Source organism: Streptomyces sp. NPDC096012 (genome assembly GCF_040426375.1).
In the GTDB taxonomy this organism is placed as follows: Bacteria; Actinomycetota; Actinomycetes; order Streptomycetales; family Streptomycetaceae; genus Streptomyces.
Genome location: NZ_JBEOTD010000023.1, coordinates 80,084 through 104,174, shown reverse-complemented (window position 1 = coordinate 104,174; position 24,091 = coordinate 80,084). Strand labels below are relative to the sequence as shown.

The 24,091-nt window shown below is 71.4% G+C and carries 20 protein-coding genes; 3 read left to right on the top strand and 17 right to left on the bottom strand.

Annotated features, from left to right (window positions below):
• Nucleotides 1-65: 65 nt before the first annotated feature.
• The 4 genes from ruvX to ABVB68_RS22260 are packed head-to-tail and all read right to left on the bottom strand — an operon-like array spanning nucleotide 66 to nucleotide 4,022.
• Nucleotides 66-530 (bottom strand): Holliday junction resolvase RuvX, encoded by a 465-nt coding sequence (ruvX, locus tag ABVB68_RS22275; RefSeq protein WP_353602857.1) that lies wholly within the window; start codon nucleotides 528-530, stop codon nucleotides 66-68.
• Nucleotides 531-545: 15 nt separating this feature from the next.
• On the bottom strand, nucleotides 546-3,218 hold the full coding sequence (alaS, locus tag ABVB68_RS22270) for an alanine--tRNA ligase (RefSeq protein ID WP_353602856.1): 2,673 nt from the start codon (nucleotides 3,216-3,218) through the stop codon (nucleotides 546-548).
• Nucleotides 3,218-3,565: a hypothetical protein gene (locus ABVB68_RS22265; RefSeq protein WP_353602855.1), complete on the bottom strand. Its 348-nt coding sequence runs from the start codon at nucleotides 3,563-3,565 to the stop codon at nucleotides 3,218-3,220. The genes alaS and ABVB68_RS22265 overlap by 1 nt, the downstream gene beginning before the upstream one ends.
• Nucleotides 3,566-3,572: 7 nt before the next feature.
• Nucleotides 3,573-4,022, bottom strand: a complete 450-nt coding sequence (locus ABVB68_RS22260) for a DUF948 domain-containing protein (protein ID WP_353602878.1) — start codon at nucleotides 4,020-4,022, stop codon at nucleotides 3,573-3,575.
• Nucleotides 4,023-4,185: 163 nt separating this feature from the next.
• Here ABVB68_RS22260 and ABVB68_RS22255 point away from each other — a divergent pair, with 163 nt between their 5' ends.
• On the top strand, nucleotides 4,186-6,366 hold the full coding sequence (locus ABVB68_RS22255; protein ID WP_353602854.1) for an ATP-binding protein: 2,181 nt from the start codon (nucleotides 4,186-4,188) through the stop codon (nucleotides 6,364-6,366).
• A 21-nt stretch (nucleotides 6,367-6,387) separates the two neighbouring features.
• Here the strand turns inward: ABVB68_RS22255 and rpsD are convergent, their stop codons facing one another.
• The 5 genes from rpsD to ABVB68_RS22230 form a co-directional block, all read right to left on the bottom strand.
• Complete coding sequence (gene rpsD / locus ABVB68_RS22250) at nucleotides 6,388-7,002, bottom strand: 30S ribosomal protein S4 (RefSeq protein WP_210922051.1); 615 nt, start codon at nucleotides 7,000-7,002, stop codon at nucleotides 6,388-6,390.
• Nucleotides 7,003-7,344: 342 nt separating this feature from the next.
• Nucleotides 7,345-8,700 carry a replication-associated recombination protein A gene (locus tag ABVB68_RS22245; RefSeq protein WP_353602853.1) on the bottom strand — a complete coding sequence of 452 codons (1,356 nt, stop codon included), beginning with the start codon at nucleotides 8,698-8,700 and terminating at the stop codon, nucleotides 7,345-7,347.
• Nucleotides 8,701-8,789: 89 nt separating this feature from the next.
• Nucleotides 8,790-9,446, bottom strand: a complete 657-nt coding sequence (locus ABVB68_RS22240) for a vitamin K epoxide reductase family protein (protein ID WP_353602852.1) — start codon at nucleotides 9,444-9,446, stop codon at nucleotides 8,790-8,792.
• Between the two features lie 568 nt (nucleotides 9,447-10,014).
• A complete protein-coding gene (gene hisS, locus ABVB68_RS22235; protein WP_353602851.1) occupies nucleotides 10,015-11,277 on the bottom strand; it encodes a histidine--tRNA ligase in 1,263 nt (420 codons plus the stop codon).
• A gap of 13 nt (nucleotides 11,278-11,290) precedes the next feature.
• Nucleotides 11,291-11,998, bottom strand: coding sequence for an MBL fold metallo-hydrolase (locus ABVB68_RS22230; protein ID WP_353602850.1), 708 nt, complete (start codon nucleotides 11,996-11,998; stop codon nucleotides 11,291-11,293).
• 169 nt (nucleotides 11,999-12,167) lie between these two features.
• On the opposite strand from ABVB68_RS22230, the gene ABVB68_RS22225 reads away from it, so the two are divergent.
• The gene (locus ABVB68_RS22225; RefSeq protein ID WP_353602849.1) at nucleotides 12,168-13,004 is read left to right on the top strand and encodes a peptidylprolyl isomerase; all 837 of its coding nucleotides are present in this window, start codon (nucleotides 12,168-12,170) and stop codon (nucleotides 13,002-13,004) included.
• 155 nt (nucleotides 13,005-13,159) lie between these two features.
• Nucleotides 13,160-14,389 (top strand): DUF349 domain-containing protein, encoded by a 1,230-nt coding sequence (locus ABVB68_RS22220; protein ID WP_353602848.1) that lies wholly within the window; start codon nucleotides 13,160-13,162, stop codon nucleotides 14,387-14,389.
• A 200-nt stretch (nucleotides 14,390-14,589) separates the two neighbouring features.
• On the opposite strand, the gene relA is transcribed toward ABVB68_RS22220, so the two are convergent.
• The 8 genes from relA to ruvC form a co-directional block, all read right to left on the bottom strand.
• Nucleotides 14,590-17,136, bottom strand: coding sequence for a GTP pyrophosphokinase (gene relA / locus ABVB68_RS22215; protein ID WP_353602847.1), 2,547 nt, complete (start codon nucleotides 17,134-17,136; stop codon nucleotides 14,590-14,592).
• A 378-nt stretch (nucleotides 17,137-17,514) separates the two neighbouring features.
• Nucleotides 17,515-18,054 carry an adenine phosphoribosyltransferase gene (locus ABVB68_RS22210; protein WP_353602846.1) on the bottom strand — a complete coding sequence of 180 codons (540 nt, stop codon included), beginning with the start codon at nucleotides 18,052-18,054 and terminating at the stop codon, nucleotides 17,515-17,517.
• Entirely contained in the window at nucleotides 18,051-19,157 is a 1,107-nt protein-coding gene (gene secF / locus ABVB68_RS22205) for a protein translocase subunit SecF (RefSeq protein ID WP_353602845.1), read from the bottom strand. Before secF ends, ABVB68_RS22210 begins: the two co-directional genes overlap by 4 nt.
• Before the next feature lie 3 nt (nucleotides 19,158-19,160).
• Complete coding sequence (gene secD / locus ABVB68_RS22200; RefSeq protein ID WP_353602844.1) at nucleotides 19,161-20,936, bottom strand: protein translocase subunit SecD; 1,776 nt, start codon at nucleotides 20,934-20,936, stop codon at nucleotides 19,161-19,163.
• Between the two features lie 142 nt (nucleotides 20,937-21,078).
• A complete protein-coding gene (gene yajC, locus ABVB68_RS22195) occupies nucleotides 21,079-21,624 on the bottom strand; it encodes a preprotein translocase subunit YajC (RefSeq protein ID WP_353602843.1) in 546 nt (181 codons plus the stop codon).
• 187 nt (nucleotides 21,625-21,811) lie between these two features.
• The gene (gene ruvB, locus ABVB68_RS22190; protein WP_353602842.1) at nucleotides 21,812-22,915 is read right to left on the bottom strand and encodes a Holliday junction branch migration DNA helicase RuvB; all 1,104 of its coding nucleotides are present in this window, start codon (nucleotides 22,913-22,915) and stop codon (nucleotides 21,812-21,814) included.
• 25 nt (nucleotides 22,916-22,940) lie between these two features.
• Nucleotides 22,941-23,543 carry a Holliday junction branch migration protein RuvA gene (ruvA, locus tag ABVB68_RS22185; protein WP_353602841.1) on the bottom strand — a complete coding sequence of 201 codons (603 nt, stop codon included), beginning with the start codon at nucleotides 23,541-23,543 and terminating at the stop codon, nucleotides 22,941-22,943.
• Nucleotides 23,540-24,079 (bottom strand): crossover junction endodeoxyribonuclease RuvC, encoded by a 540-nt coding sequence (ruvC, locus tag ABVB68_RS22180; protein ID WP_353602840.1) that lies wholly within the window; start codon nucleotides 24,077-24,079, stop codon nucleotides 23,540-23,542. Before ruvC ends, ruvA begins: the two co-directional genes overlap by 4 nt.
• Nucleotides 24,080-24,091 lie beyond the last annotated feature (12 nt).

Here is a 24,091-nt window from a genome sequence, read left to right as displayed (position 1 = left end):
CGCCTCTTGCTGTGCGGCGGCTGTTCGAACACCGCCGCATCGCGCGGAACGTTACCGTATCGCGATCAGATGACCACTTCGACGCCCTCGCCGGGTGGTGTGGCTGACACCCGTTCGGATTCCAGGGCCTGCTGCAGAATGATGACGGCCGCCGCCTGGTCGATGACCGAGCGGCCCTTCTTCGATTTCACCCCCGAGGCCCGCAGGCCCTGACTGGCCGACACCGTCGTCATCCGCTCGTCGACCAGCCGGACCGGCACGGGCGCGATGCCCTTGGCCAGCTCCTGCGCGAAAGCGCGCACCTTGACCGCGGCCGGGCCCTCGCCCCCCTTGAGGGAGCGGGGGAGGCCGACGACGACCTCGATCGGTTCGTACTCCTCCACCAGGTCACGCAACCGGCGGTGCGCGGCGGGGACGTCCCGGCCGGGAACGGTCTCCACCGGGGTGGCGAGGATCCCGTCGGGGTCGCACGAGGCGACCCCGATCCGGGCGTCCCCGACGTCGATCGCGAGTCGGCGTCCTCTGCGCATGTCCGGGACCGCTTCCTACTTGGCGGTCTCGGCGACGAGGCGCTCGACGGCCTCGACGGCGTCGCCGACGGCGGCCGGGTTCTGGCCGCCGCCCTGGGCGACGTCCGGCTTGCCGCCACCGCCGCCGCCGAGGGTCTTGGCGGCGGCACGGACCAGGTCACCGGCCTTCAGGCCGCGCTCGCGCGCCGCCTCGTTGGTGGCGATGACCGTCAGCGGCTTGCCGCCCGCGACCGTGAAGAGGGCGACCACGGCGGGCCGGCCGCCCCGGATGCGGCCGCGTACGTCGAGGACCAGCTTGCGCAGGTCGTCCGCCGTGGTGCCGTCCGGCACCTGGCCGGTGACGAGCGCGACGCCCCTGACGTCCTTGGCGGAGTCGGCGAGACCGGCGGCGGCCTGGAGCACCTTCTCGGCGCGGAACTTCTCGATCTCCTTCTCGGCGTCCTTCAGCTTGCCGAGCATCGCGGAGACCCTCTCCGGCAGCTCCTCCGGCCGGCCCTTGATCAGCTCCTGGAGCTGGGCGACGACCGTGTGCTCACGGGCGAGGAAGTTGTAGGCGTCCACCCCGACGAGGGCCTCGATACGGCGGACACCCGAGCCGATGGAGGACTCGCCGAGCAGCTTCACCAGGCCCAGCTGGGCAGTGTTGTGCACGTGGGTGCCGCCGCACAGCTCCTTGGAGAAGTCGCCGATGGTGACCACGCGGACCCGCTCGCCGTACTTCTCGCCGAACTCGGCGATGGCGCCCTGCTTCTTGGCGTCGTCGATGCCCATGACCTCGGCGTGCACGTCGAGGTCGCGGGCGAGCACCTCGTTGATCTTCTGCTCGACGTCGGTCATCACGGCCGTCGGCACGGCGGACGGGGAGCCGAAGTCGAAGCGGAAGCGGCCGGGCTGGTTCTCGGAACCGGCCTGGGCGGCCGTCGGGCCGAGGGCGTCGCGCAGCGCCTGGTGGGTCAGGTGCGTGGCCGAGTGGGCCCGGGCGATGGCCGTGCGGCGGCGCCCGTCGATGGAGGCGTGCGCCTTGGCGCCCACGGTGACCTCGCCGACCTGGACGACGCCCTTGTGGACGTACACCCCCGGGACCGGCTTCTGGGTGTCGCGGACCTCGATGACGGCACCGGTGTCGACCCTGATCCGGCCGGTGTCGCCGATCTGGCCGCCGCCCTCGGCGTAGAACGGGGTGCGGTCCAGGACGACCTCGACCTCGTCGCCCTCGGTGGCGGCCGGGGAGGAGACGCCGTCGACCAGGATGCCGACGATCGTGGACTCGCCCTCGGTGTCGGTGTAGCCGATGAAGTCGGTCTCGCCGGCGGCGTCGGCGATCTCGCGGTAGGCGCCCATGTCGGCGTGGCCGGTCTTCTTGGCCTGGGCGTCGGCCTTGGCGCGCTCCCGCTGCTCCTTCATCAGGCGGCGGAAGCCGTCCTCGTCCACGGACAGGCCCTGCTCGGCGGCCATCTCCAGGGTGAGGTCGATCGGGAAGCCCCAGGTGTCGTGGAGCAGGAACGCCTTGTCGCCGGAGAGGACCGTGCCACCGGACTGCTTGGTCTCGGTGACGGCGGTGTCGAGGATGTTGGTGCCCGCCTTCAGCGTCTTGAGGAAGGCGTTCTCCTCGGCGATCGCCACCTTCTCGATGCGCTCGCGGTCGGTGACCAGCTCGGGGTACTGCTGGCCCATCATGCCGATCACGGTGTCGACGAGTTCCCTGACGACCGGGCCGGTGGCGCCGAGCAGGCGCATGTTGCGGATGGCGCGGCGCATGATGCGGCGCAGGACGTAGCCGCGCCCCTCGTTGCCGGGGGTGACGCCGTCGCCGATGAGCATCACGGACGTGCGCATGTGGTCGGTGACCACGCGCAGCGAGACGTCCGAGTCGTGGGCGTCGCCGTAGGCCACGCCGGTCAGCTCGGTGGCCTTCTTGATGACGGCCATGGAGGTGTCGATCTCGTACATGTTCTGCACGCCCTGCAGAATCATGGCGAGGCGCTCCAGGCCGAGGCCCGTGTCGATGTTCTTGCTCGGCAGCTCGCCGAGGATCTCGAAGTCGTCCTTGCCGATGCCCTCGCCGCGCTCGTACTGCATGAAGACGAGGTTCCAGATCTCCACGTACCGCTCGTCGTTGACGGCGGGGCCGCCCTCGGCGCCGAACTCGGGGCCGCGGTCGTAGTTGATCTCGGAGCAGGGGCCGCACGGGCCGGGGACGCCCATGGACCAGTAGTTGTCCTTCATGCCGAGGCGCTGGATGCGCTCCTTCGGCACCCCGACGACCTCGTGCCAGATGCGCTCGGCCTCGTCGTCGTCCTGGTAGACGGTGATCCAGAGCCTCTCCGGCTCCAGGCCGTAACCGCCCACGTCCTGGGGCGTGGTGAGCAGCTCCCAGGCGTACTTGATGGCGCCTTCCTTGAAGTAGTCGCCGAAGGAGAAGTTGCCGCACATCTGGAAGAAGGTGCCGTGGCGCGTGGTCTTGCCGACCTCTTCGATGTCGGGCGTGCGCACGCACTTCTGCACGCTGGTGGCGCGCGCGAAGGGCGGCTTGACCTCACCCAGGAAGTACGGCTTGAAGGGCACCATGCCGGCGGGCACGAGGAGCAGAGTCGGATCGTCCGCGATGAGCGACGCCGAAGGCACGACGGTGTGCCCGCGCTCCTCGTAGAAGCTCAGCCAGCGGCGGCGGATCTCAGCCGACTCCATCAGTGGTCCTCATTCCGGTTGTGCGAGTACGTCGTGTTCTCGATGTACTTCGGGTTGCTGCGGTCGTTCTCGATGGCGGGGTACCGCCGGGGCGCGGGGAGTGCGGGGTCGGTGTCGATGCCCAGCGCCTCCCCCAGCTCGGCCTCCCGCTGGGCCATGTTGTCGCGGACGTCGAGCGCGAAACCGACCGCGCGGTCCTTGAGCCGCTGACCGGTCTCCAGGGCCTTGTTCGCCGCGGTGGCGGCCAGGCTCTCCGGCGTCAGCTGCCTGAGCTTGCGGTTGACCTTGGTGGTGGCCCACACACCGGCGGCGACACCCGTGCTGAACCAGAACGTACGGCGGAACATCGCTCGGTCAGTCCCTCTTCCCGCGGTCTCGCTTGCGTCGGGCGGCGGGAACGGTGCGGCCCACGATCACGGTGCGCCGGGGCGGCTTCGCCGGCACGCCGTCCTTGCGGCCGGCCAGTGCCCGGCGCACCCCGTAGCCGAAGGCCGCGACCTTGACCAGCGGGCCGCCGAAGGTGGAGGCGACCGTGGTCGACAGCGCCGAGGCGTTCGACGTGACCTCCTGGACGTCGCTGGCGATCGCGTCGACCCGGTCGATCTGGGTCTGTGCGGAGCGCACGGCCGTGGAGGCGTCGGCGAGCAGCGGGACCGCCTGATCGGTCACCTCGGCCACGAGCTGGGTGGTCGCCCTGAGCGTCTGGGCCAGCCTCGCCAGTGCGACGGCGAGGAAGGAGACCAGGATCGCCCAGAAGACGGCCACCAGGATCCCGGCCACCTCTCCACCGGACACTGTGTGCACCCGCTCCCTGAAACGTGCTCTGAACATCGGAACCATGAAAAAAGCAGTGCTCCGAGCCTATCGCGCCGGGGCCGCGGCTCCGTACCGGATTCCCCGGTGCCGGGGACGGAGTCGCGGGAAGCGATTGTACGGAATGAACACACTTCAGTACGCTCCGTGTCCCATGCGAGGTCCTCAGAGCCCCGGCCCCCGGGCGGACGCCGATCCGTCCCTCGAACTGACCGCCTTCGTCGGACGCTCGGCCGAGCTCGCCGAACTGGCGTCGGCACTGGACCGGTTCCGGCTGGTGACCGTGACGGGGGTCGGCGGCGTCGGCAAGTCCCGGCTCGCCGCGCGTGCGGTGCGGCGCCGGGCGTCCGCCGGCCCGGCGGGCGGCGTCCTGCACGGACGGGTGGAGCTGGCGCCCGTGAGCGATCCGCAGTTCGTGGAGTACGCGGTGCTGGAGGCGCTGGACCTGACCGACCACACGGCCCGGCTGCCCCGGGAGACGCTGCTGGAGCACCTGGCCGGCCGCCCGGCCCTGCTGGTGCTGGACGGGTTCGAGCACCTGGTGGACGCCTGCGCCGAGCTGACGGCCCAGCTGCTGCGGCAGTTGCCGGAGCTGCGCGTGCTGGCCGTGGGCCGGCGACCGCTGGGGCTGGCCGGGGAGCGGCTGTTCCCGCTGGCGCCGCTCCCCGAGGACGAGGCGGTGGAGCTGTTCACCGACCGGGCGCTGACCCAGGGGCTGCGGGTGGCCGACGGGCCCGAGGTGCGTGAGCTGTGCCGCCGCCTGGAGGGGATCCCGCTGGCGCTCGAACTGGCCGCGGGCCGGCTGCGGGCCCTGTCCCCCGCCCAGCTGCTGGAGCGCCTCGACGACCGGTTCCGGCTGCTGACCGGCGGCGGCCGGGACGGCCTGCCCCGCCACCAGGCGTTGCGCACGGCGATCGGCTGGAGCCACGAGCTGTGCACACCCGCGGAACGGCTGCTGTGGGCGCGGCTGTCGGTGTTCGCGCAGACCTTCGAGCTGGAGGCGGCCGAGTACGTGTGCAGCGGGAACGGGCTGGCCGCCGAGGACGTGCTGGACGTCCTGTCGGAGCTGCTCGCCCAGTCGGTCGTCTCCCGCGAGGAGACCCCGGCGGGCCCCCGCTACCGGATGCTGGACACGGTGCGCGCCTACGGCGCCGACTGGCTGGAGGCGACCGGGGACGCGGACCGGCTGCGCCGGCGGCACCGCGACTGGTACCTCGGTCTGGCGACCTGGTGCGAGCTGGACTGGTTCTCGCCCAGGCAGCGGGAGGTGGCCGACCGGGTGGAGGCGGAGCTGCCGAATCTGCGGGCCGCGCTGGAGTGCTGCCTGACCGGGCCGGCGGAGGCCCACCTCGCCCAGTACCTGGCGGGGTCACTGTGGTTCTGCTGGGTGGGCTGCGGGCGGCTGGCGGAGGGGCGGCGCTGGCTGGAGCGCAGCGCGGAGCTGGAGTCGGGCTACGAGCAGTCCCGGCTGAAGGCGCTGTGGGTGCTCGGCTACGTGGCGATCCTGCAGGGCGACACCGTGCCCGCGCTGAAGGCGCTGCGTGAGTGCCATGAGCAGGCGGAGCGGTCGGCCGACCCGGCGGCGGTGGCGTACGCGGAGCACCGCACCGGTTGTCTGGCGCTGGTCACGGATGACATGGCCCGCGCGGAATCGCTGTTGCGGTCGGCGCTCGACCGCTATCGGGAGATCGGCGAACTCAACAGCAACGTCCTGATGGGCCAGGTGGAGCTGGCGATGACGCGCGCCTTCCAGGGGGACCTGCCGGACGCGGTGCGGCTGTGCCAGGACGTGCGCCGGGTGTGCGAGGACCACGGGGAACGCTGGGCGAGGTCGTACGCGCTCTACGTGCTCGCGTACGCGGCCTGGCTGGAGGGCGCCGCGGAGCGGGCCCGGGAGCTGCTGGCGGACTGCCTGGGCCATGCGCACGCCTTCCACGACCTGCTGGGCTCGGTGCTGGCGATCGAGCTGCTGGCGCTGGTGACGGCGACCGAGGGCGACCCGGCCGAGGCCGCGGTGCTGCAGGGCGCGGCGGGCCGGCTGTGGCCGTCGGTGGGGCTGCCGCTGTTCGGCTCGGCGTACTACAACGCCCCGCACGAGCAGTGCGAGGCGACCGCGCGGCACGCGCTGGGCGACGCGCGGTACGAGGAGGGCCTGCGCGAGGGGGCGCTGCTGGACCGGCCGGCGGCCGTGGCCCGGGCGCTGGGGCAGGACGGCGGCCGGGCGCTGCACGCGCTGCCGGCCCCGCGCGGCCGGGTGCCGCAGGAGCACGCGGAGACCGGGAAACGCGAACCCGCCGCCTCGCCCACCCGGAAGGGCGGCGAGACGGCGGGCTGAGGTGCTGCGCCGGCGCTGGGATCAGCGGGCGTAGTACTCGACGACGAGCTGCTCGTCGCAGATCACCGGGATCTCCTTGCGGTTCGGCTCGCGGTCCAGGCGGAACGCCAGGGCCTTGAGGTTCACCTGCAGGTAGCGCGGGGTCTCACCGTCGGGGGCGAAGCCACCCTCACGGGCGATCTGGAAGAGCGTCTTGTCCTTGGAGCGGTCGCGGACCTGCACGACGTCGTCCGGGCGGACGCGGAAGGACGGCTTGTCGACCTTCTGGCCGTTGACCGCGATGTGGCCGTGGACGACCATCTGGCGGGCCTGGTAGATCGTGCGGGCGATGCCCGAACGCAGGACCAGCGCGTCGAGACGGCGCTCGAGCTCGATGATCAGGGCCTCACCGGTCTTGCCCTGCACCTTGGAGGCACGCTCGTAGGCGCGGACGAGCTGGCGCTCGGAGACGTCGTACTGCGCGCGCAGACGCTGCTTCTCCAGCAGACGGACCTTGTAGTCCGAGTTCTGCTTGCGGCCACGGCCGTGCTCACCCGGCGGGTAGGGGCGGGCCTCGAAGTACTTGACGGCCTTGGGGGTCAGCGCGATGCCGAGGGCACGCGACTTCTTCACCTTGGGGCGGGACTGGTTCGCCATGGAACCGAACACCTCGTTCATCAGTCTGAATACGGCTTCACCAGGGTTAGGGGAGGTCGCATCCGCAGCCGGGGAAACCCTCTTCGTCCCGTGGGACGAGCCGGGCAGCCGCTCCCTGGTCTGGGCACATACGTGCAGCACGCGAGTGGCCCACCGACCTGTCCCGGGACACCGGGTGGTGGTGGGCTGCCCGCGACACCGTTCGACGGTGCGCGACGCTCCTGGAACCTCGCGTCCTCGCGGTCGTGACGTTCCGGCTGGATGTCCCGCTCTGGTGGTGCCGGTTCTCCTTGCGGAGGTCCGGGCACGGGACTCAGCACTGCGCAGGATTCTACAGGGTGCTCAGGAGCGCTTGCGACCGAGGTGCTGCCGGGTCCATTCGACCGCGTCCGCGTACCGCGCCTCGGCGCCGTGGCGGGTGGGGGTGTAGTACTCGCGCTGCTTGAGGGCGTCCGGGGCGTACTGCTGCTCGGCGATGCCTTCGGGCAGGTCGTGGGGGTACACGTACCCCTGGGCGTGGCCGAGCTTGGCGGCGCCCTTGTAGTGCCCGTCGCGCAGGTGCGGGGGGACCGGGCCGGCCAAGCCCTTGCGGACGTCCTCCATGGCGGCGCCGATGGCCGTGGTCGCGGCATTGGACTTGGGGGCGAGCGCGAGCGCGATGGTGGCGTGGCTGAGCGTGAGCGCGGCCTCCGGGAAGCCGATCATCGCGACGGCCTGGGCGGCGGCGACCGCGATGGGCAGCGCGTTCGGATCGGCCAGGCCGATGTCCTCGCTGGCGGAGATCATCAGGCGGCGTGCGATGAAGCGCGGGTCCTCGCCGGCCTCGATCATGCGGGCCAGGTAGTGCAGGGCCGCGTCGACGTCGGAGCCGCGGATGGACTTGATGAGGGCGCTGGCGACGTCGTAGTGCTGGTCGCCGTCGCGGTCGTACTTCACCGCGGCCCGGTCGACGGTCTGCTCCAGTGTCGCGAGACTGATCTCGGCCTCGCCCTGGTCCAGGGCGGCCCCGGCGGCGGCCTCCAGGGCCGTCAGTGCGCGGCGGGCGTCGCCGCCGGCGATCCGCAGCAGGTGCTCCTCGGTCTCCTCCGGGAGGCCGACGGCCTCCTTCAGACCGCGCTCGTCGCTCAGCGCCCGCCGCAGCAGGCCCCGGACGTCGTCGTCGGTGAGCGGTTCGAGGGTGAGCAGGAGGGAGCGGGAGAGCAGCGGGGAGATCACCGAGAAGTACGGGTTCTCCGTGGTGGCCGCGATGAGGGTGACCCAGCGGTTCTCGACGGCCGGGAGGAGGGAGTCCTGCTGGGCCTTGCTGAAGCGGTGGATCTCGTCCAGGAAGAGGACGGTCTCCTTGCCGAAGCCGCCGGTGGCGCGGCGGGCGCCGTCGATGACCGCGCGGACCTCCTTGACCCCGGCGGTGATCGCGGACAGCTCCACGAACCGCTTGTCGGTGGCCTTGGACACGACGTACGCCAGTGTCGTCTTGCCGGTGCCGGGCGGCCCCCAGAGGATCACCGAGGACGGTCCGGCGGGGCCGCCCCCGCCCTCGCCGACCAGCCGCCGCAACGGGGCACCGGGTCCCAGCAGATGCTGCTGGCCCACGACCTCGTCGAGCGTGCGCGGGCGCATCCGCACCGCCAGAGGACTGGCTGCCGGGTCCTTCTCCTGGCGTTCTTCCGCCGCGGCGGTGAAGAGGTCGGGTTCCACGCTGAAACCCTAGAACACGGCACTGACAGTCGGCGCCGGGCCTTCGGCCGGGGCCCTCGGGACCGCCGGCCGGCTCCGCGGCGAAGCCGTCAGCTGGTCCAGAAGTCCCACCAGCGGGTCAGCACCAGCATCCCGATGACGCCGACGTGCAGCACCGGCAGCACCCAGGTGAACTCGCCGAAGAAGGACCTCAGCGGGCGCGGGGCCGGCAGGAAGCCGCTGCGGACGTTGAACGAGGTGACGTACCAGAACATGAGGATCGTGGCGACCCAGGCCAGCGAGCACCACAGGCACAGCGCGTTGATCCGGTACAGCGACTGGAACTGCAGCCAGGTGCAGAATCCGACGCCGAAGAGCGTGCCGAAGTTGAAGGTCAGCCAGTACCAGCGCGGGAAGCGGGCCCGGGCCAGCAGGCTCATGCCGACGCAGATCACGATGCCGTAGCAGACCAGGCCGAGCATCGGGTTCGGGAAGCCGAAGGCGGCGGCCTGCTTGCTCTCCATGACGCTGCCGCAGGAGACCACCGGGTTGAGGCTGCACCCGGGGGTGAAGGTCTTGCCCGCGACCTTGGCCTCCAGGAGCTTGAACTTGTCGATCGTGATGACCCAGGCGGCCAGCAGTCCGGCAGCGCCGGTGATCACCAGCAGCAGGGCGAAGGCACGGCTGCCGCCCTCCGCGCGCGGGGCGTCGGCGGAACGCTCGGGACCGGGCTCCGTGGAGACGTCTTTCACTGTCGTCTTGCTCATCACGCCGATTCCGTCACTTGAGAGTTGGACCATCTTCGGGCAGGGCCATTGTGCCGCACAGAGCTGTCCGTCCACCGTTCGGTGGACATAAGGAGGTACGCGCGAGGGGCCCGGATCGCTCGGTTCCGGCCGATGTCCGGGGGCATGTCACACGCGTGAGCGGTCCCGTGCGGGAATCGTCCGGCAGGACGAATCCGCACCCGCCGAGTTGACGGCCCGCGAGGCGGCGCGGCGCTTGGGTGCGCATGTTCGACGACGGCCGGCGAGGCGGCAGGGCCCCGCGCCCGCCGGTTCGGCGACGGCCTGCGAGACGGCACGGCACTGCGCCCGCCGGTTCGACGACGGTCGGCGAGGTGGCCGGGCCCTGCGCCCGCCGGTTCGGCGACGGCCCACGAGGCGGCACGGCCCTGCACCCGCCGGTCCGGCGACGGCCCACGAGGCGGCACGGCCCTGCGCCCCCCGGTCCGGCGACGGCCCGCGAGGCGGCACGGCGCCTCGGCCGCTTCGAGGCGCGCCTCATGCGGAAGGGGCGCCGGGAGAACCCGGCGCCCCTGTGGTCCGCTCCGCGTCAGCCGAGACGTGACTCCAGTTCCGCCACGACCTCGTTCACGCCGATCGCCGTCTGCTCACCGGACTCCATGTCCTTGAGCTGGACGACGCCCTCGGCGAGGTCGCGCTCGCCGGCGACGATGGTGAAGCGCGCGCCGCTGCGGTTGGCGTTCTTCATGGCGCCCTTCAGGCCCTTGGCGCCGTAGGAGAAGTCCGCGGCGATGCCCACCTTGCGCAGCTCGGTGACCTTCGCGAACAGCACGCGCCGGGCCTCTTCGCCGAGCGGCACCGCGAAGACGCTGGTGGTGGCGGGGACGTCCGGCTCGATGCCCTCGGCCTCCAGCGCCAGCACCGTGCGGTCGACGCCCAGCGCCCAGCCGACCGACGGCAGCGCGGGGCCGCCGATCATCTCGGACAGGCCGTCGTAGCGGCCGCCGCCGCCCACCGCGGACTGGGAGCCGAGACCGTCGTGCACGAACTCGAACGTGGTGCGGGTGTAGTAGTCCAGGCCGCGCACCAGCTTCGGGTCGTCCTCGAAGGAGACCCCCGCCGCCGTGATCAGTTCGCGGACCTCCTCGTGGTACGCCTTGCAGGCGTCGCACAGGTAGTCGCGCAGCAACGGGGCACCCGTCAGCTGCTTCTGGACCGACTCGCGCTTGTCGTCGAGGACGCGCAGCGGGTTGATCTCCGCGCGGCGCAGCGTGTCCTCGTCCAGGTCCAGGCCGCGCAGGAAGTCCTGGAGCGCGGCCCGGTACACCGGACGGCACTCCTGGTCGCCCAGGCTGTTCAGCAGGATGCGGAAGTTCCTGAGGCCCAGCGAGCGGTACGCCTGGTCGGCCAGGATGATCAGCTCGGCGTCCAGCGCCGGGTCCTCAGCGCCGATCGCCTCGGCACCGACCTGGGAGAAGTGGCGGTAACGGCCCTTCTGGGGGCGCTCGTAGCGGTAGTACGAGCCGGAGTACCAGAGCTTGACCGGGAGGTTGCCCGCCTTGTGCAGGTTGGCCTCCAGGGCGGCGCGCAGCACGGACGCGGTGCCCTCGGGACGCAGGGCGAGCCTGTCGCCGCCCTTGGTCTCGAAGGCGTACATCTCCTTGGTCACGATGTCGGTGGACTCGCCGACACCGCGCGCGAACAGCTCGACGTTCTCGAAGCCGGGGGTCTCGATGTAGCCGTAGCCGGAATTGCGCAGCGGGGCGGCGATCGCCTCGCGGACCGCGAGGTACTTCGCCGAGTCCGGCGGGATCAGGTCGTAGGTGCCCTTGGGGGCCTTGAAGGTGCTCACGGAAGCTCTCTCGTCACATTCCTCGTCGGGGAGCGTCGAAGGCTCCCTGGCCGGCCGCCACCTGCCGCAGATAGGAATTGGTGGCGCGCTCCTGGCCGATGGTCGTCTGGGGGCCGTGGCCGGACAGCACCACGGTGGAGTCGTCGAGCGGCAGGCACACGCGGCCCAGCGACTCGAGCATGTCCTCCATGGATCCGCCCGGCAGGTCGGTGCGTCCGATGGAGCCGGCGAACAGCAGATCCCCGGAGAAGAAGACCGACGGGATGTCGGCCGTCTCGGGCATCCGGAAGGTCACCGACCCCTTGGTATGGCCCGGCGCGTGCGCGACGGAGAAGGTGAGCCCGGCCAGCTCCAGCGCGGCGCCGTCGGCCAGCTCCCTGACGTCGTCCGGCTCCCCCACGGCCAGCTCGCCCATCAGCGGCATGCCGATGGACCGGCCCAGCGCCTTCTCGGGGTCGCTCATCATGTACCGGTCCTCGGGGTGGATCCACGCCGGTACGCCGTGCGCCCCGCAGACGGGGACGACCGAGGCCACGTGGTCGATGTGGCCGTGGGTGAGGACGACGGCGACGGGCTTGAGCCGATGCTTCTCCAGTGCTTCCTCGACGCCTTCGGCGGCCTGATGGCCGGGGTCGATGATCACGCACTCCTCACCGGCGGCGGGGGCGACGAGATAACAGTTCGTCCCCCAGGCCCCGGCGGGGAACCCGGCAATGAGCACGATCGTCCTTCGTTGTGTCGGTTGCAGGCGGCTTCAGCAGCAGTCAGAGCCTACCGGCGCTGCCGTTTCCTCAGCGAACCCATATACGGTACGGGGCTACACGCAGCGGTGGGCCCGTCAGGACGCACGCGTACCGCTCGACACACGACTCGCATGAGGAGAGAACCCGGTGGTCAGCCAGGAGCAGCGGCGGCGTCAGCTCGCCCGGGAGAAGTTCTTGCGGCAGCAGCAGCGGCGCACCGAGGCACGGCGCAGGTCCCGCCTGCGCAACTCCGTGATCGCGTCCGTACTGGGCGTGGTCGTGATCGGCAGTGTCGCGCTGTACACGACCGGGGTGCTCAAGGACGACGGCAAGACCGACGCCGGCGCCCAGACCACGCCCGGCGCTTCGCCCAGCGCCCCGCCCAGCAAGGCGCCGGACCCCTGCGCGAAGCCTGCGGCGGGCTCGGTGAAGAAGCTGAGCTGGAAGAAGGAGCCGGCGATGACGATCGACACGTCGGCGAAGTACACGATGAAGCTCGCGACGACGTGCGGCGACATCGGCATCGCGCTCAAGACGTCGGCGGCCCCGCACACGGTGAACTCGTTCGCCTTCCTCGCGGACAAGGGCTACTTCGACCACACGAAGTGCCACCGCCTCACCGTCCAGGGGATCTTCGTGCTGCAGTGCGGCGACCCGCAGGGCAGCGGTATGGGCGGTCCCGGCTACACCATTCCGGACGAGAACCTGAAGGACACGAGCCTGAAGGGCGGCACGTACCCGGCGGGCACGGTGGCGATGGCCAACACGGGCCAGAAGCACACCGGCGGCAGCCAGTTCTTCCTCGTCTACAAGGACAGCCCGTTGCCGCCGCAGTACTCGCCGTTCGGCACGATCGACGCGGCGGGCATGAAGGTGCTGAAGAAGATCGCAGCCGCCGGTGCCCAGCCGGCCGACCCGACCTCGCAGAACACGGCTCCGAACGCGACCGTGGTGATCAACAGGGCGACCGTCGCGAAGTCCTGACGACGCCGTAAACCCGACAAGGGCCGACTGCCGAATTTCGGTCGTGCTGGATGCGGACAGGCAACCGGCTGTTCGCCTATGTTGGCCGTGACGAAACTGTGGACGATGCCAGGGGGTGCCGAGGCCCCTCGCAGGCATCATGTGGAGGAGGCGCTGTGAGCAGCGACCCGTGGGGCCGCGTCGACGAGACGGGGACCGTGTACGTGCGTACGGCCGACGGAGAGCAGGTCGTCGGTTCCTGGGCGGCAGGCTCCCCCGAGGAGGCACTTGCCTACTTCGAGCGCAAGTACGAGGGCCTGGTCGTCGAGATCGGCCTCCTCGAGAAGCGCGTGCAGACCACCGATCTGTCGGCGAAGGACGCCCAGGCCGCGATCGGTCACTTGCGGGAGCAGATCGAGGCGCACCACGCGGTGGGCGACCTGGCCGCGCTGCGCGAGCGGCTGGACAAGCTGGTGCAGACCGTGGAGGCCCGGCGCGAGGAGCGCAAGCAGCAGCGGGCCAAGCAGTCCGACGAGGCCCGCAGGTCCAAGGAGGCCCTGGTCGCGGAGGCGGAGGAGCTGGCGCAGTCCGACCAGTGGCGGGCCGCCGGCGAGCGGCTGCGAGCGCTGGTGGACACCTGGAAGGGCCTGCCGCGTCTGGACCGCAAGTCCGACGACGACCTGTGGCACCGCTTCTCGCACGCCCGGTCGGCGTTCTCCAAGCGCCGCAAGGCGCACTTCGCGCAGCTGGACGCGCAGCGCGAGGAGGCCCGCAAGATCAAGGAGCGGCTGGTCGCCGAGGCGGAGGCGCTGTCCGGGTCGACCGACTGGGGCCCGACGGCGGCCAGCTACCGCGATCTGATGGCGCAGTGGAAGGCCGCGGGCCGCGCCCAGCGTGAGCACGAGGACGACCTGTGGAACCGCTTCCGCGGCGCCCAGGACGTGTTCTTCGCCGCCCGCAGCGGGGTGTTCGCCGAGCGCGATGCGGAGCAGTCGGAGAACCTGAAGCTCAAGGAGGAGCTGGCCGAGGAGGCCGAGAAGCTCCTGCCGATCACGGACCTGAAGGCCTCGCGGGCCGCCTTCCGCTCGATCAACGAGCGCTGGGAGGCCATCGGTCACGTCCCGCGGGACGCGCGGCCGAAGGTCGAGGGCCGGATGCACACCGTCGAGCGGGCGATCCAGGAGGCCGAGGAGGCCGAGTGGCGCCGGACCAACCCGGAGGCACGCGCGCGTGCCGAGGGTCTGACCGGTCAGCTGCAGGCCGCCGTGGACAAGCTGCGGGGCCAGATCGAGCAGGCGCGCGCCCAGGGCAACAACGCGAAGGCGGACAAGCTGGAGCGCGAGCTGGAGGGCCGCCAGGCGCTCCTGGAGCAGGCTCTGAAGGGACTGCACGAGTTCGGCGGCTGATCCCCCCGCCGCCAGTGCGAAAGGGCCCCGTACACCCGTACGGGGCCCTTTGCGTGCGCCCTGGCGCTCAGTGCGCGTGTGCACCTGCGCACACACGGTGGTGCGCTGCACACGCGGTGGTGCGCACTGCGTATGTGCGCAGGTTCGCCGTGCGTGGCTGGTGCGCGCGCGTGGCTGGTGCGCGCGTGCGCTGATGCGGGTTACGACCGGCTGCGGCCGGAGGTCACGCGGTAGACGTCGTACACGCCCTCCACACCCCGTACGGCCTTCAGGACGTGGCCGAGGTGCTTGGGGTCGCCCATCTCGAAGGTGAAGCGGGAGGTGGCCACCCGGTCACGGGAGGTCTGGACGGCCGCCGAGAGGATGTTGACGTGCTGGTCGGACAGGACCCGCGTGACGTCCGACAGCAGCCGGGAGCGGTCCAGCGCCTCGACCTGGATGGCGACCAGGAAGACCGAGGACTGGGTGGGCGCCCACGCGACGTCGAGGATGCGCTCCGGCTCGCGGGACAGCGAGTCGACGTTGACGCAGTCGCTGCGGTGAACCGATACGCCGCTGCCCCGGGTGACGAAGCCGATGATCGGGTCGCCGGGTACGGGCGTGCAGCAGCGGGCCAGTTTGGCCCACACGTCGTCGACGCCCTTGACGACGACCCCGGGGTCGGCGCTGGAGCGCCGCTTGCGGCTGCGGCCGCGCGACGGCGGCACCGACTCGTCGATCTCCTCGGTGGCGGCCTCCTCGCCGCCGAGGGCCTGGACGAGCTTCTGCACGATGTTCGGCGCGGAGACGTGGCCCTCGCCGATCGCCGCGTACAGCGCGGAGATGTCCGAGTAGCGCATCTCGTGCGCGAGCGTGACGAGCGAGTCGCCGGTGAGGATGCGCTGGATCGGCAGGTTCTGCTTGCGCATGGCGCGGACGATGGCGTCCTTGCCGTGCTCGATCGCCTCGTCCCGGCGCTCCTTGGAGAACCAGGCCCGGATCTTGTTGCGGGCACGGGGCGACTTGACGAAGCCGAGCCAGTCGCGCGAGGGCCCGGCGCCGGCCGCCTTGGAGGTGAACACCTCGACCAGGTCGCCGTTGTCCAGGGTGGACTCGAGCGGGACGAGCCGGCCGTTGACCCGCGCCCCTATGGTGCGGTGGCCGACCTCGGTGTGCACGGCGTACGCGAAGTCCACCGGCGTCGCCCCTGCCGGCAGCGCGATGACGTCGCCCTTGGGCGTGAAGACGAAGACCTCGTTGCGGGAGAGGTCGAAGCGCAGGGACTCCAGGAACTCGCTGGGGTCCTCGGTCTCCTTCTGCCAGTCCAGCAGCTGCCGCAGCCACGCCATGTCGTTGATGGCGTCCTTGTCCTTGCCGGACGCCTTCGGCACGTCGGTGCGGACCTTGGAGGCGCCGGCGACGGCCTCCTGCTTGTACTTCCAGTGCGCGGCGATGCCGTACTCGGCGCGGCGGTGCATGTCGAAGGTGCGGATCTGCAGCTCGACCGGCTTGCCGTTGGGCCCGATGACCGTCGTGTGCAGCGACTGGTACATGTTGAACTTGGGCATCGCGATGTAGTCCTTGAACCGGCCGGGGACCGGGTTCCATCGCGCGTGCACGGTGCCGAGGGCGGCGTAGCAGTCGCGGACCGTGTCGACGAGGACGCGGATGCCCACCAGGTCGTAGATCTCCGCGAAGTCACGGCCGCGGACGATCATCTTCTGGTAGACGCTGTAGTAGTGCTTCGGGCGGCCGGTGACGGTCGCCTTGATGCGGGCGGCACGCAGGTCGGCCTGGACCTCGTCGGTCACTATGGCCAGGTACTCGTCGCGCTTGGGCGCCCGCTCGGCCACCAGCCGTACGATCTCGTCGTACATCTTGGGGTAGAGGATCGCGAAGGCGAGGTCCTCCAGCTCCCACTTGATGGTGTTCATGCCGAGGCGGTGGGCGAGCGGCGCGTAGATCTCGAGCGTCTCGCGCGCCTTCTTCTCCTGCTTCTCGCGCTTGAGGTAGCGCATGGTGCGCATGTTGTGCAGGCGGTCGGCGAGCTTGATGACCAGGACGCGGGGGTCCTTGGCCATGGCGACGACCATCTTGCGCACGGTCTCGGCCTGCGCGGCCTCGCCGAACTTGACCTTGTCCAGCTTGGTCACGCCGTCGACGAGCAGGGCGACGACGTCGCCGAAGTCCCGGCGCAGGTCCTCCAGGCCGTACTCGGTGTCCTCGACCGTGTCGTGCAGCAGCCCCGCCATGAGGGTGGCCGGGTCCATGCCCAGTTCGGCGAGGATGGTGGTGACGGCGAGCGGATGCGTGATGTACGGGTCGCCGCTCTTGCGCTTCTGGCCGCGGTGCCAGCGCTCGGCGACCTGGTAGGCCCGCTCGATCTGGCGCAGCGTGGAGTTCTCGATCTTGGGGTCGTTGCTGCGGACTATGCGCAGCAGCGGCTCCAGGACCGGGTTGTAGGGGTTCGCGCGCTGCACGCCGAGGCGGGCGAGGCGGGCGCGGACGCGGTTGGAGGAGCCGCTGCGGGCCGACGGGGCGGCGGGCTGGCGCACCACCGGGGGCTGGGCCGGGCGCTCGGCGGGGACGGGCTTGGGGCGCGAGGCCTCGGCACTCTTCTCGACGGGCGCGGACTGGGCGTGCTCGACCGGCCCGCGGGCGTCGTTCTTCGCGCCCTTCGCGTGCGACGCGCTCGGCGCGGGCTTGGCCGCAGGCGCCGAGCCGGGCTCGGGCTTTGCGGCGGTGAGTGGCTGGGCCTCGTCTGGCAAGAGGGCTCCTCGTGCGCGATCCGGGTCCCCCGGTCAGGTTCCGGAGACCCCATGGTAGCGATCCTGCGGCCGGTCATCGCCTTCAGGCGGGTGTGCGGGCCGTGTACCCCTGCAACGCGTGAGGCCCCCTTCTGATTCCTCGAGGGTGGATCGCGCGTGCCGTAGGCGCGTGCGGCAGGTGTCCCGGCGGTGGCCTGCGGCACCCCGGCGGCCCGCGCCCGCGAGGTGTGGGCTGTCCGCCGGCGCCGGCGGCATGCGGGGCCGTCCGCCCGCGTGGATGCGGGGCCGTCCGCCCGCGCCGGCGGGGATGCGGGCGGACAAGCGTGGAGCGGCCCACGGCTGGGCGCCGTGGGCCGCTCCGTACGTCGGTCCGGGTGCTCAGAGCCGGAGCAGCGCCTCCAGCGGCGCCTCGCCGAGCACCGGCTCCAGCCGGCCGCGGCCGCCCAGGAAGCCCAGTTCCATCAGGACCGCGACACCGCAGACCTCCGCCCCGGCGCGCTTGATCAACTGGACCGCGGCCTCGGCCGTGCCACCCGTGGCCAGCACGTCGTCCACGATCAGGACGCGGTCGCCGGAGGTCAGGTCCTCGGCGTGCACCTCGATCTCCGCCGAGCCGTACTCGAGGTCGTAGGCCTGCCGCAGAGTGGCTCCGGGGAGCTTGCCCGCCTTGCGGACCGGGATGAAGCCCAGGCCCGCGCGGACGGCGACCGGGGCACCGAGGATGAAGCCGCGGGCCTCCAGGCCGACGACCTTGGTCGCGCCCGTGCCGGCCGCGATCTCGGCCAGCGCGTCGGTGAGGGCCGTGAACGCGGCCGGGTCCGCCAGGAGCGGGGTGATGTCCTTGAACATCACGCCCGGCTCCGGGTAGTCGGCGACGTCGCGGATGCGGCTGAGGAGCAGTTCCTGGATGTCGGTCATCGGCGCTTCCCCGAGGGTCGGCCGCGGCCCCTGGTGCGGGACGCCGGCTGGTTGCGCGGACCCACGACCGCGGTGGCGGCGTCGCGGTCGTCGCCGTCGACGGGCCGCTCCTCCACCCGGTCCTCCTCGGCGCCGGCCTGGGCACGCTTGGCCAGGACGCGCTTGCGGAGGGCCTTCATCGCCGGCTCGCGCTCCTTGAGGTCGGCGACGAGCGGGGTGGCGATGAAGATCGAGGAGTAGGCACCGGCCGCGAGGCCGACGAACAGCGACAGCGAGATGTCGTTCAGGGTGCCGGCGCCGAGGAAGCCGCCGCCGATGAACAGCAGACCGGCGACCGGCAGCAGGGCGACGACCGTGGTGTTGATCGACCGGACCAGCGTGCCGTTGATCGACCGGTTGGCGATGTCGCTGTAGGTGAAGCGGGTCTGCTTGGTGATGTCCTTGGTCTGCTCCTTCAGGCTGTCGAAGACGACGACCGTGTCGTAGAGCGAGTAACCGAGGATGGTCAGCAGACCGATGACCGTGCCGGGGGTGACCTCGAAGCCGACCAGGGCGTAGATACCGGTCGTGATGGTGATGTCGTGGATCAGCGCGACCAGCGCCGCGATGGCCATGCGCCATTCGAAGGCGATCGCCAGGTAGATCACGACCAGGACCATGAAGATCGCCAGGCCCTCCCAGGCCTTGTTGGCGACCTGCTGGCCCCAGCTCGGGCCGACCAGGTCGGCGGCGAGCTTCTCGGGGTCGAGCTTGAGGTCCTTGGCCAGCTCCTGCTTGATCCTGTCGGACTGGCTGGTCTCGATGCCGGCGATCTGGATGCGCAGACTGCCGTTGCCCAGCTTCTGCACGATCGCCTCGTGGCCGGAGGCCTCCTTGGCGTACCGCTCGGCCTGCCCGACCGACGTGCTCATCTTGGTGGGCGTCGTGAAGACCGCGCCGCCCTGGAACTCGATGCCCATGTTCAGGCCGCGCACCGCCAGGCCGACGATGGCCGTGATGGTGATGAGGATCGAGACGCCGTACCAGATCTTGCGCTTGCCGATGAAGTCGTACGAGATCTCGCCGCGGTGCAGCCGGGCGCCCAGGTTGCCGAGTTTCGACATCGCTCAGGCCTCCTTCGGGTCGACGGGGCCGGAGAGGGGACCGGCGGGACGGCGGGTGCGGCGCAGCGGGGGCTTGGCACCCAGGCCCTTCGGGTCGAGTCCGGACCACTTGTGGCCGTCGGCGAAGAACTTGCGGCGCGCGAGGAGCGTCATCAGCGGCTTGGTGAAGAAGAAGACCACCACCACGTCGAGCAGGGTGGTCAGGCCCAGCGTGAACGCGAAGCCCTGGACCTTGCCGACGGTGACGATGAACAGCACCGCGGCGGCGAGGAAGGAGACGAAGTCGGAGACCAGGATGGTGCGCCGGGCACGCGGCCAGGCCCGCTCGACGGCGGGACGCAGCGTGCGGCCCTCGCGGATCTCGTCCCTGATGCGTTCGAAGTACACGATGAACGAGTCCGCGGTGATACCGATGGCGACGATGGCACCGCAGACGGCCGGCAGGTTCAGCGCGAAGTGGATGGCCGGGCCGAGCAGCGCCATGATCACGTAGGTGAGGATCGCCGAGACCAGCAGCGAGGCCATGGCGACGAGCGACAGGCCGCGGTAGTAGACCACCAGGTAGAGCACGACCAGCGCGAGGCCGATGGCGCCGGCGAGCAGACCGGCGCGCAGCTGCTCACCGCCGAGCGCGGCGGTGACGGTGGTGACGGACTGCTCCTGGAAGGAGAGCGGCAGGGCGCCGTACGACAACACGTTGGCGAGGCTCTGCGCCTCGTCCTGCTTGAAGCTGCCGGAGATCTCCGCCTGGCCGCCGGTGATGGCCTGCTGCACGAACGGGCTGGAGACGACCTCGCCGTCCAGGACGATGCCGAACTCGTTCTGCGGCTGCTGTTTCTTGGCCAGCTCGCCGGTGATGTCCGCGAACTTCTTGGCTCCGCCGCCGGTGAAGGTCATCTGGACCTGCCAGCCGGAGGCGCCCTGGGTGTCGAAGACGGCCTGCGCCTTCTTCACCTCGGTGCCGTCCACCGCGGCCGGGCCGAGCACGTACTTGTACCAGGTGCCGTTGATCTTGCCGCACGCCAGGGTGATGTCACCGGGCTTGGCCTTCTTGCCGGCGTTGGCGCGGTCGGCGGGCTTGGTGCAGTCCAGGGCCGCGTACTGCGCCTGGATCTTGGAGGTGTCGGCGCCGCCGGCCGAGGGGGAGCCCGACGGCTTGGGGCTGCCGGAGGAGGAGCTGTTCGGCGAGGGGGTCGGGCCGGCCTTCAGCGCGTCCGTGACGGCCCGGCCCTGGGAGGTCGCGCCGGCCGTGGGGGACGTGGAGCCCGAGGACGCCTTCGGCTTCGAGGAGCCGCCGGCCGAGGGGCTCGCGCTCGGGTTCGGCGAGGAGCCGCCGCTGGGGGACGCGCTCGGCGAGGGGCTCTTCCCGGCGGGGCCGCTGGGCTCGCTGGCCAGGACCGGGCGGAAGTACAGCTTGGCGGTGGTGCCGACCTGCTGCTGGGCCTCCTTGGAATTGGTGCCCTTGGGGATGTTGACGATGATGTTGTCGGTCCCCTGGGTCTGCACCTCCGCCTCGGAGACACCCAGGCCGTTGACACGGCGGTTCATGATGTCGACCGCGGTGTCCATGTTGGCCTTGTTGATCGCGGATCCCTGGTCGGCCTTCGCCTTGAGCGTGATGCTCGTACCACCGGCGAGGTCGATGCCGAGACGCGGAGTGGTGTGCCCGGAGGCGAACATCCCTCCGGCGAGCGCCACGATGGCGATCAGGATGAGGACCAGCGAGCGCCCTGGCTTGCTCTGGGCGCTCGCGCTTCGGCCCCTCTTAGGTGCTGCCACCTTCTCGTACTCCCTCTCGGGCCGCCCCGCGCCCGGTCGGCGCGGTCGGCCATGACATGGTGTCGGGCTCCCCTGCGGGAAACAGACGCGCCCGGGAGGCGCGGCGCGTCGTCATGGCGCCGCCGCGCCCCCCGGGGCGTGACTACTTCTGGCCGGATTCGCCGTCGGTCTTCTTCGGCTCGTCCGCCGCCTTGGCCTCGGCGGCCTTGGCCTCGGCCGCGTCGGCCTTGTCCTCGGCGGCCTGGATCGCGTCGTCCGCGCGCTCGGCGGCGTCCTTCTCACCGAGGTCCTTGCCGAGGTCGATCTTGTCGTCGGAGGCGGCGGCAGCGGCGGCGGCCTCGTCGGTCTCGGTGAGGGAGGAGGCGTCGTCCGGGACGACGTCGGCGTCGGTCTTCAGGTCGTGCTCGATGCCGTGCACGATGCGGTTGTACTCGTCGTCGGTGAGGACGGCGCCGATCGAGTTCTTGGCGAAGAGGAGGTCCACACCGGGACCGGCGTCGAGGAGGACCGTGTCCTCGTTCACCTCCTTGACCGTCGCGTACATCCCCCCGATCGTGCGGACGCCGGAGCCAGGCTGCATCTCGTTGCGCATCTGGGCGGCCTGGTGCTGCTTCTTCTTGGCCGAACGTGTCATCAGGAACATGGCCGCGATGAGCACGATGAAGGGGAGAAGGGTAAAGGCATTCACGGGACGGGGTTCCTTCGCGCGACCGCGACGGAGAGCGGCCTTTGGATGGGGGTGTGGTCGGCGCCACCCGCAAGGGCGGCATCGGCGGAGTCTAAGCGAGTCCGTATGCATGGAACAACGCTCAGCATGGCACCTGGGTTCCTGACCCCGCCAATGCCCGCGCCGCCGGGAAGCCATCGCCTCCCCGTCACGTCCCGAACAGGTCCTGTTGTCCGTTTCCGGCGGCCGCCGCCGGCGCCGGGCCGGGCGGGGTGAGCCCGAGGTGCGCCCAGGCGGCGGGGGTGCCGACCCGGCCGCGCGGGGTGCGGGCCAGCAGTCCCTCGCGGACGAGGAACGGCTCGGCGACCTCCTCCACCGTCTCCCGCTCCTCCCCCACCGCGACGGCGAGCGTGGACAGGCCGACCGGGCCGCCGCCGAACAGCTTCAGCAGGGCCTCCAGCACGGCCCGGTCGAGCCGGTCGAGGCCGCGGGCGTCGACCTCGTACACGGCGAGGGCGGCGGCCGCGATGTCACGGGTGATCAGGCCGTCCGCCTTGACCTGCGCGTAGTCGCGGACGCGGCGCAGCAGGCGGTTGGCGATGCGGGGCGTGCCGCGGGAGCGGCCGGCGATCTCCGCGGCGCCGTCCGGCTCGATCTCGACGTCCAGCAGGTTCGCCGAGCGGTGCACCACCCGCTCCAGCTCGTGCGGCTCGTAGAACTCCATGTGCGCGGTGAAGCCGAAGCGGTCGCGCAGCGGGGGCGGCAGCAGGCCCGCCCGGGTGGTGGCGCCGACCAGGGTGAAGGGGGGCAGCTCCAGCGGGATGGCGGTGGCGCCGGGTCCCTTGCCGACGATGACGTCGACGCGGAAGTCCTCCATCGCCATGTACAGCATCTCCTCGGCGGGCCGGGACATGCGGTGGATCTCGTCCAGGAAGAGGACCTCGCCCTCCTGGAGGGAGGAGAGGATCGCGGCGAGGTCGCCGGCGTGCTGGATGGCGGGGCCGGAGGTGATGCGGATGGGGGCGCCCATCTCGGCCGCGATGATCATCGAAAGGGTCGTCTTGCCCAGGCCGGGGGCCCCGGAGAGCAGCACGTGGTCGGCGGTGGCGCCGCGCGCGCGTGCGGCGCGCAGGACCAGGTCGAGCTGTTCGCGGACCTTCTCCTGGCCGATGAACTCGCCGAGGTCCTTGGGGCGCAGGGCGGCCTCGACGGCCTGGTCCTCCCCGTCGGCGACGGAGCCCACCAGCCGCTCCCCGGCGGGGTCGGCGAGCCGCTCCTCACCGGGGGTGTCGCCGGTGTCGTCCCAGTTCATGAATGTGCCTCGTCAGGGGTCGGGGTCAACGGGCTCGGTTGAGGGTCTGCAGGGCGGCCTTCAGCAGCCGGCCCACCTGGGGCGTGCCGTCGGCCTCGGCCTGGGGGGCCACGGCGTTCACGGCCTCGTCGGCCTCGCGGGTGGCGTAGCCGAGGCCGATCAGGGCGGCGTGCAGCTGGTCGCGCCAGCCCTGGCTCACCGGGGCGCCGACCGCGGGGGCGCCGACGGGCTCGCCGAGCCGGTCCTTCAGCTCCAGCAGCAGCTTCTGGGCGCCCTTCTTGCCGATGCCCGGTACGGCGACGAGGGCCTTCTCGTCGGCGGTGGCGACGGCGCGGCGCAGCGCGTCCGGGGTGTGCACGGCCAGCATGGCCTGGGCCAGGCGCGGGCCGACGCCGCTCGCGGTCTGGAGCAGCTCGAAGACCTGGCGTTCGTCGTCGTCGGCGAAGCCGTAGAGGGTGAGCGAGTCCTCGCGGACGACGAGGGAGGTGTGCAGCTTGGCGGGCCGGCCGGTCCGCAGCGTGGACAGGGTGTTCGGCGTGCACTGGACGGCCATGCCGACGCCGCCGACCTCGACCACCGCGGCGTCCGGGGCGAGTGCGGCGACCGTGCCGCTGACGAAGGCGATCATGCCGTACGGCCTTTCGTTGCGTGAGCGGTGTGCAGGGCCACGGCCTGCTGCAGCCGGTTCTGGGCCGGGGCGCGCCAGATGTGGCAGATGGCGAGTGCGAGGGCGTCGGCGGCGTCGGCGGGCCTGGGCGGGGCGCTGAGCCGCAGCAGGCGGGTGACCATGGCTCCCACCTGGGCCTTGTCGGCGCGTCCGCTGCCGGTGACGGCGGCCTTGACCTCGCTGGGGGTGTGCAGGGCGACGGGGATGCCGCGCCGGGCGGCGCACAGCATGGCGACGGCGCTGGCCTGGGCGGTGCCCATGACCGTGCTGACGTTGTGCTGGCTGAACACGCGCTCCACGGCGAGGACTTCGGGGCGGTGCTCGTCCAGCCACTGCTCGATGCCCTGCTCGACGGCGAGCAGGCGGTGGCTGAGGTCGGCGTCGGGGGGCGTGCGCACGACTCCCACCCCGAGCATCGTCAGCGGGCGCCCGGCGACCCCCTCGACCACGCCGACACCGCACCGGGTCAGCCCGGGGTCCACCCCCAACACCCGCATCGGGCCCCTCCC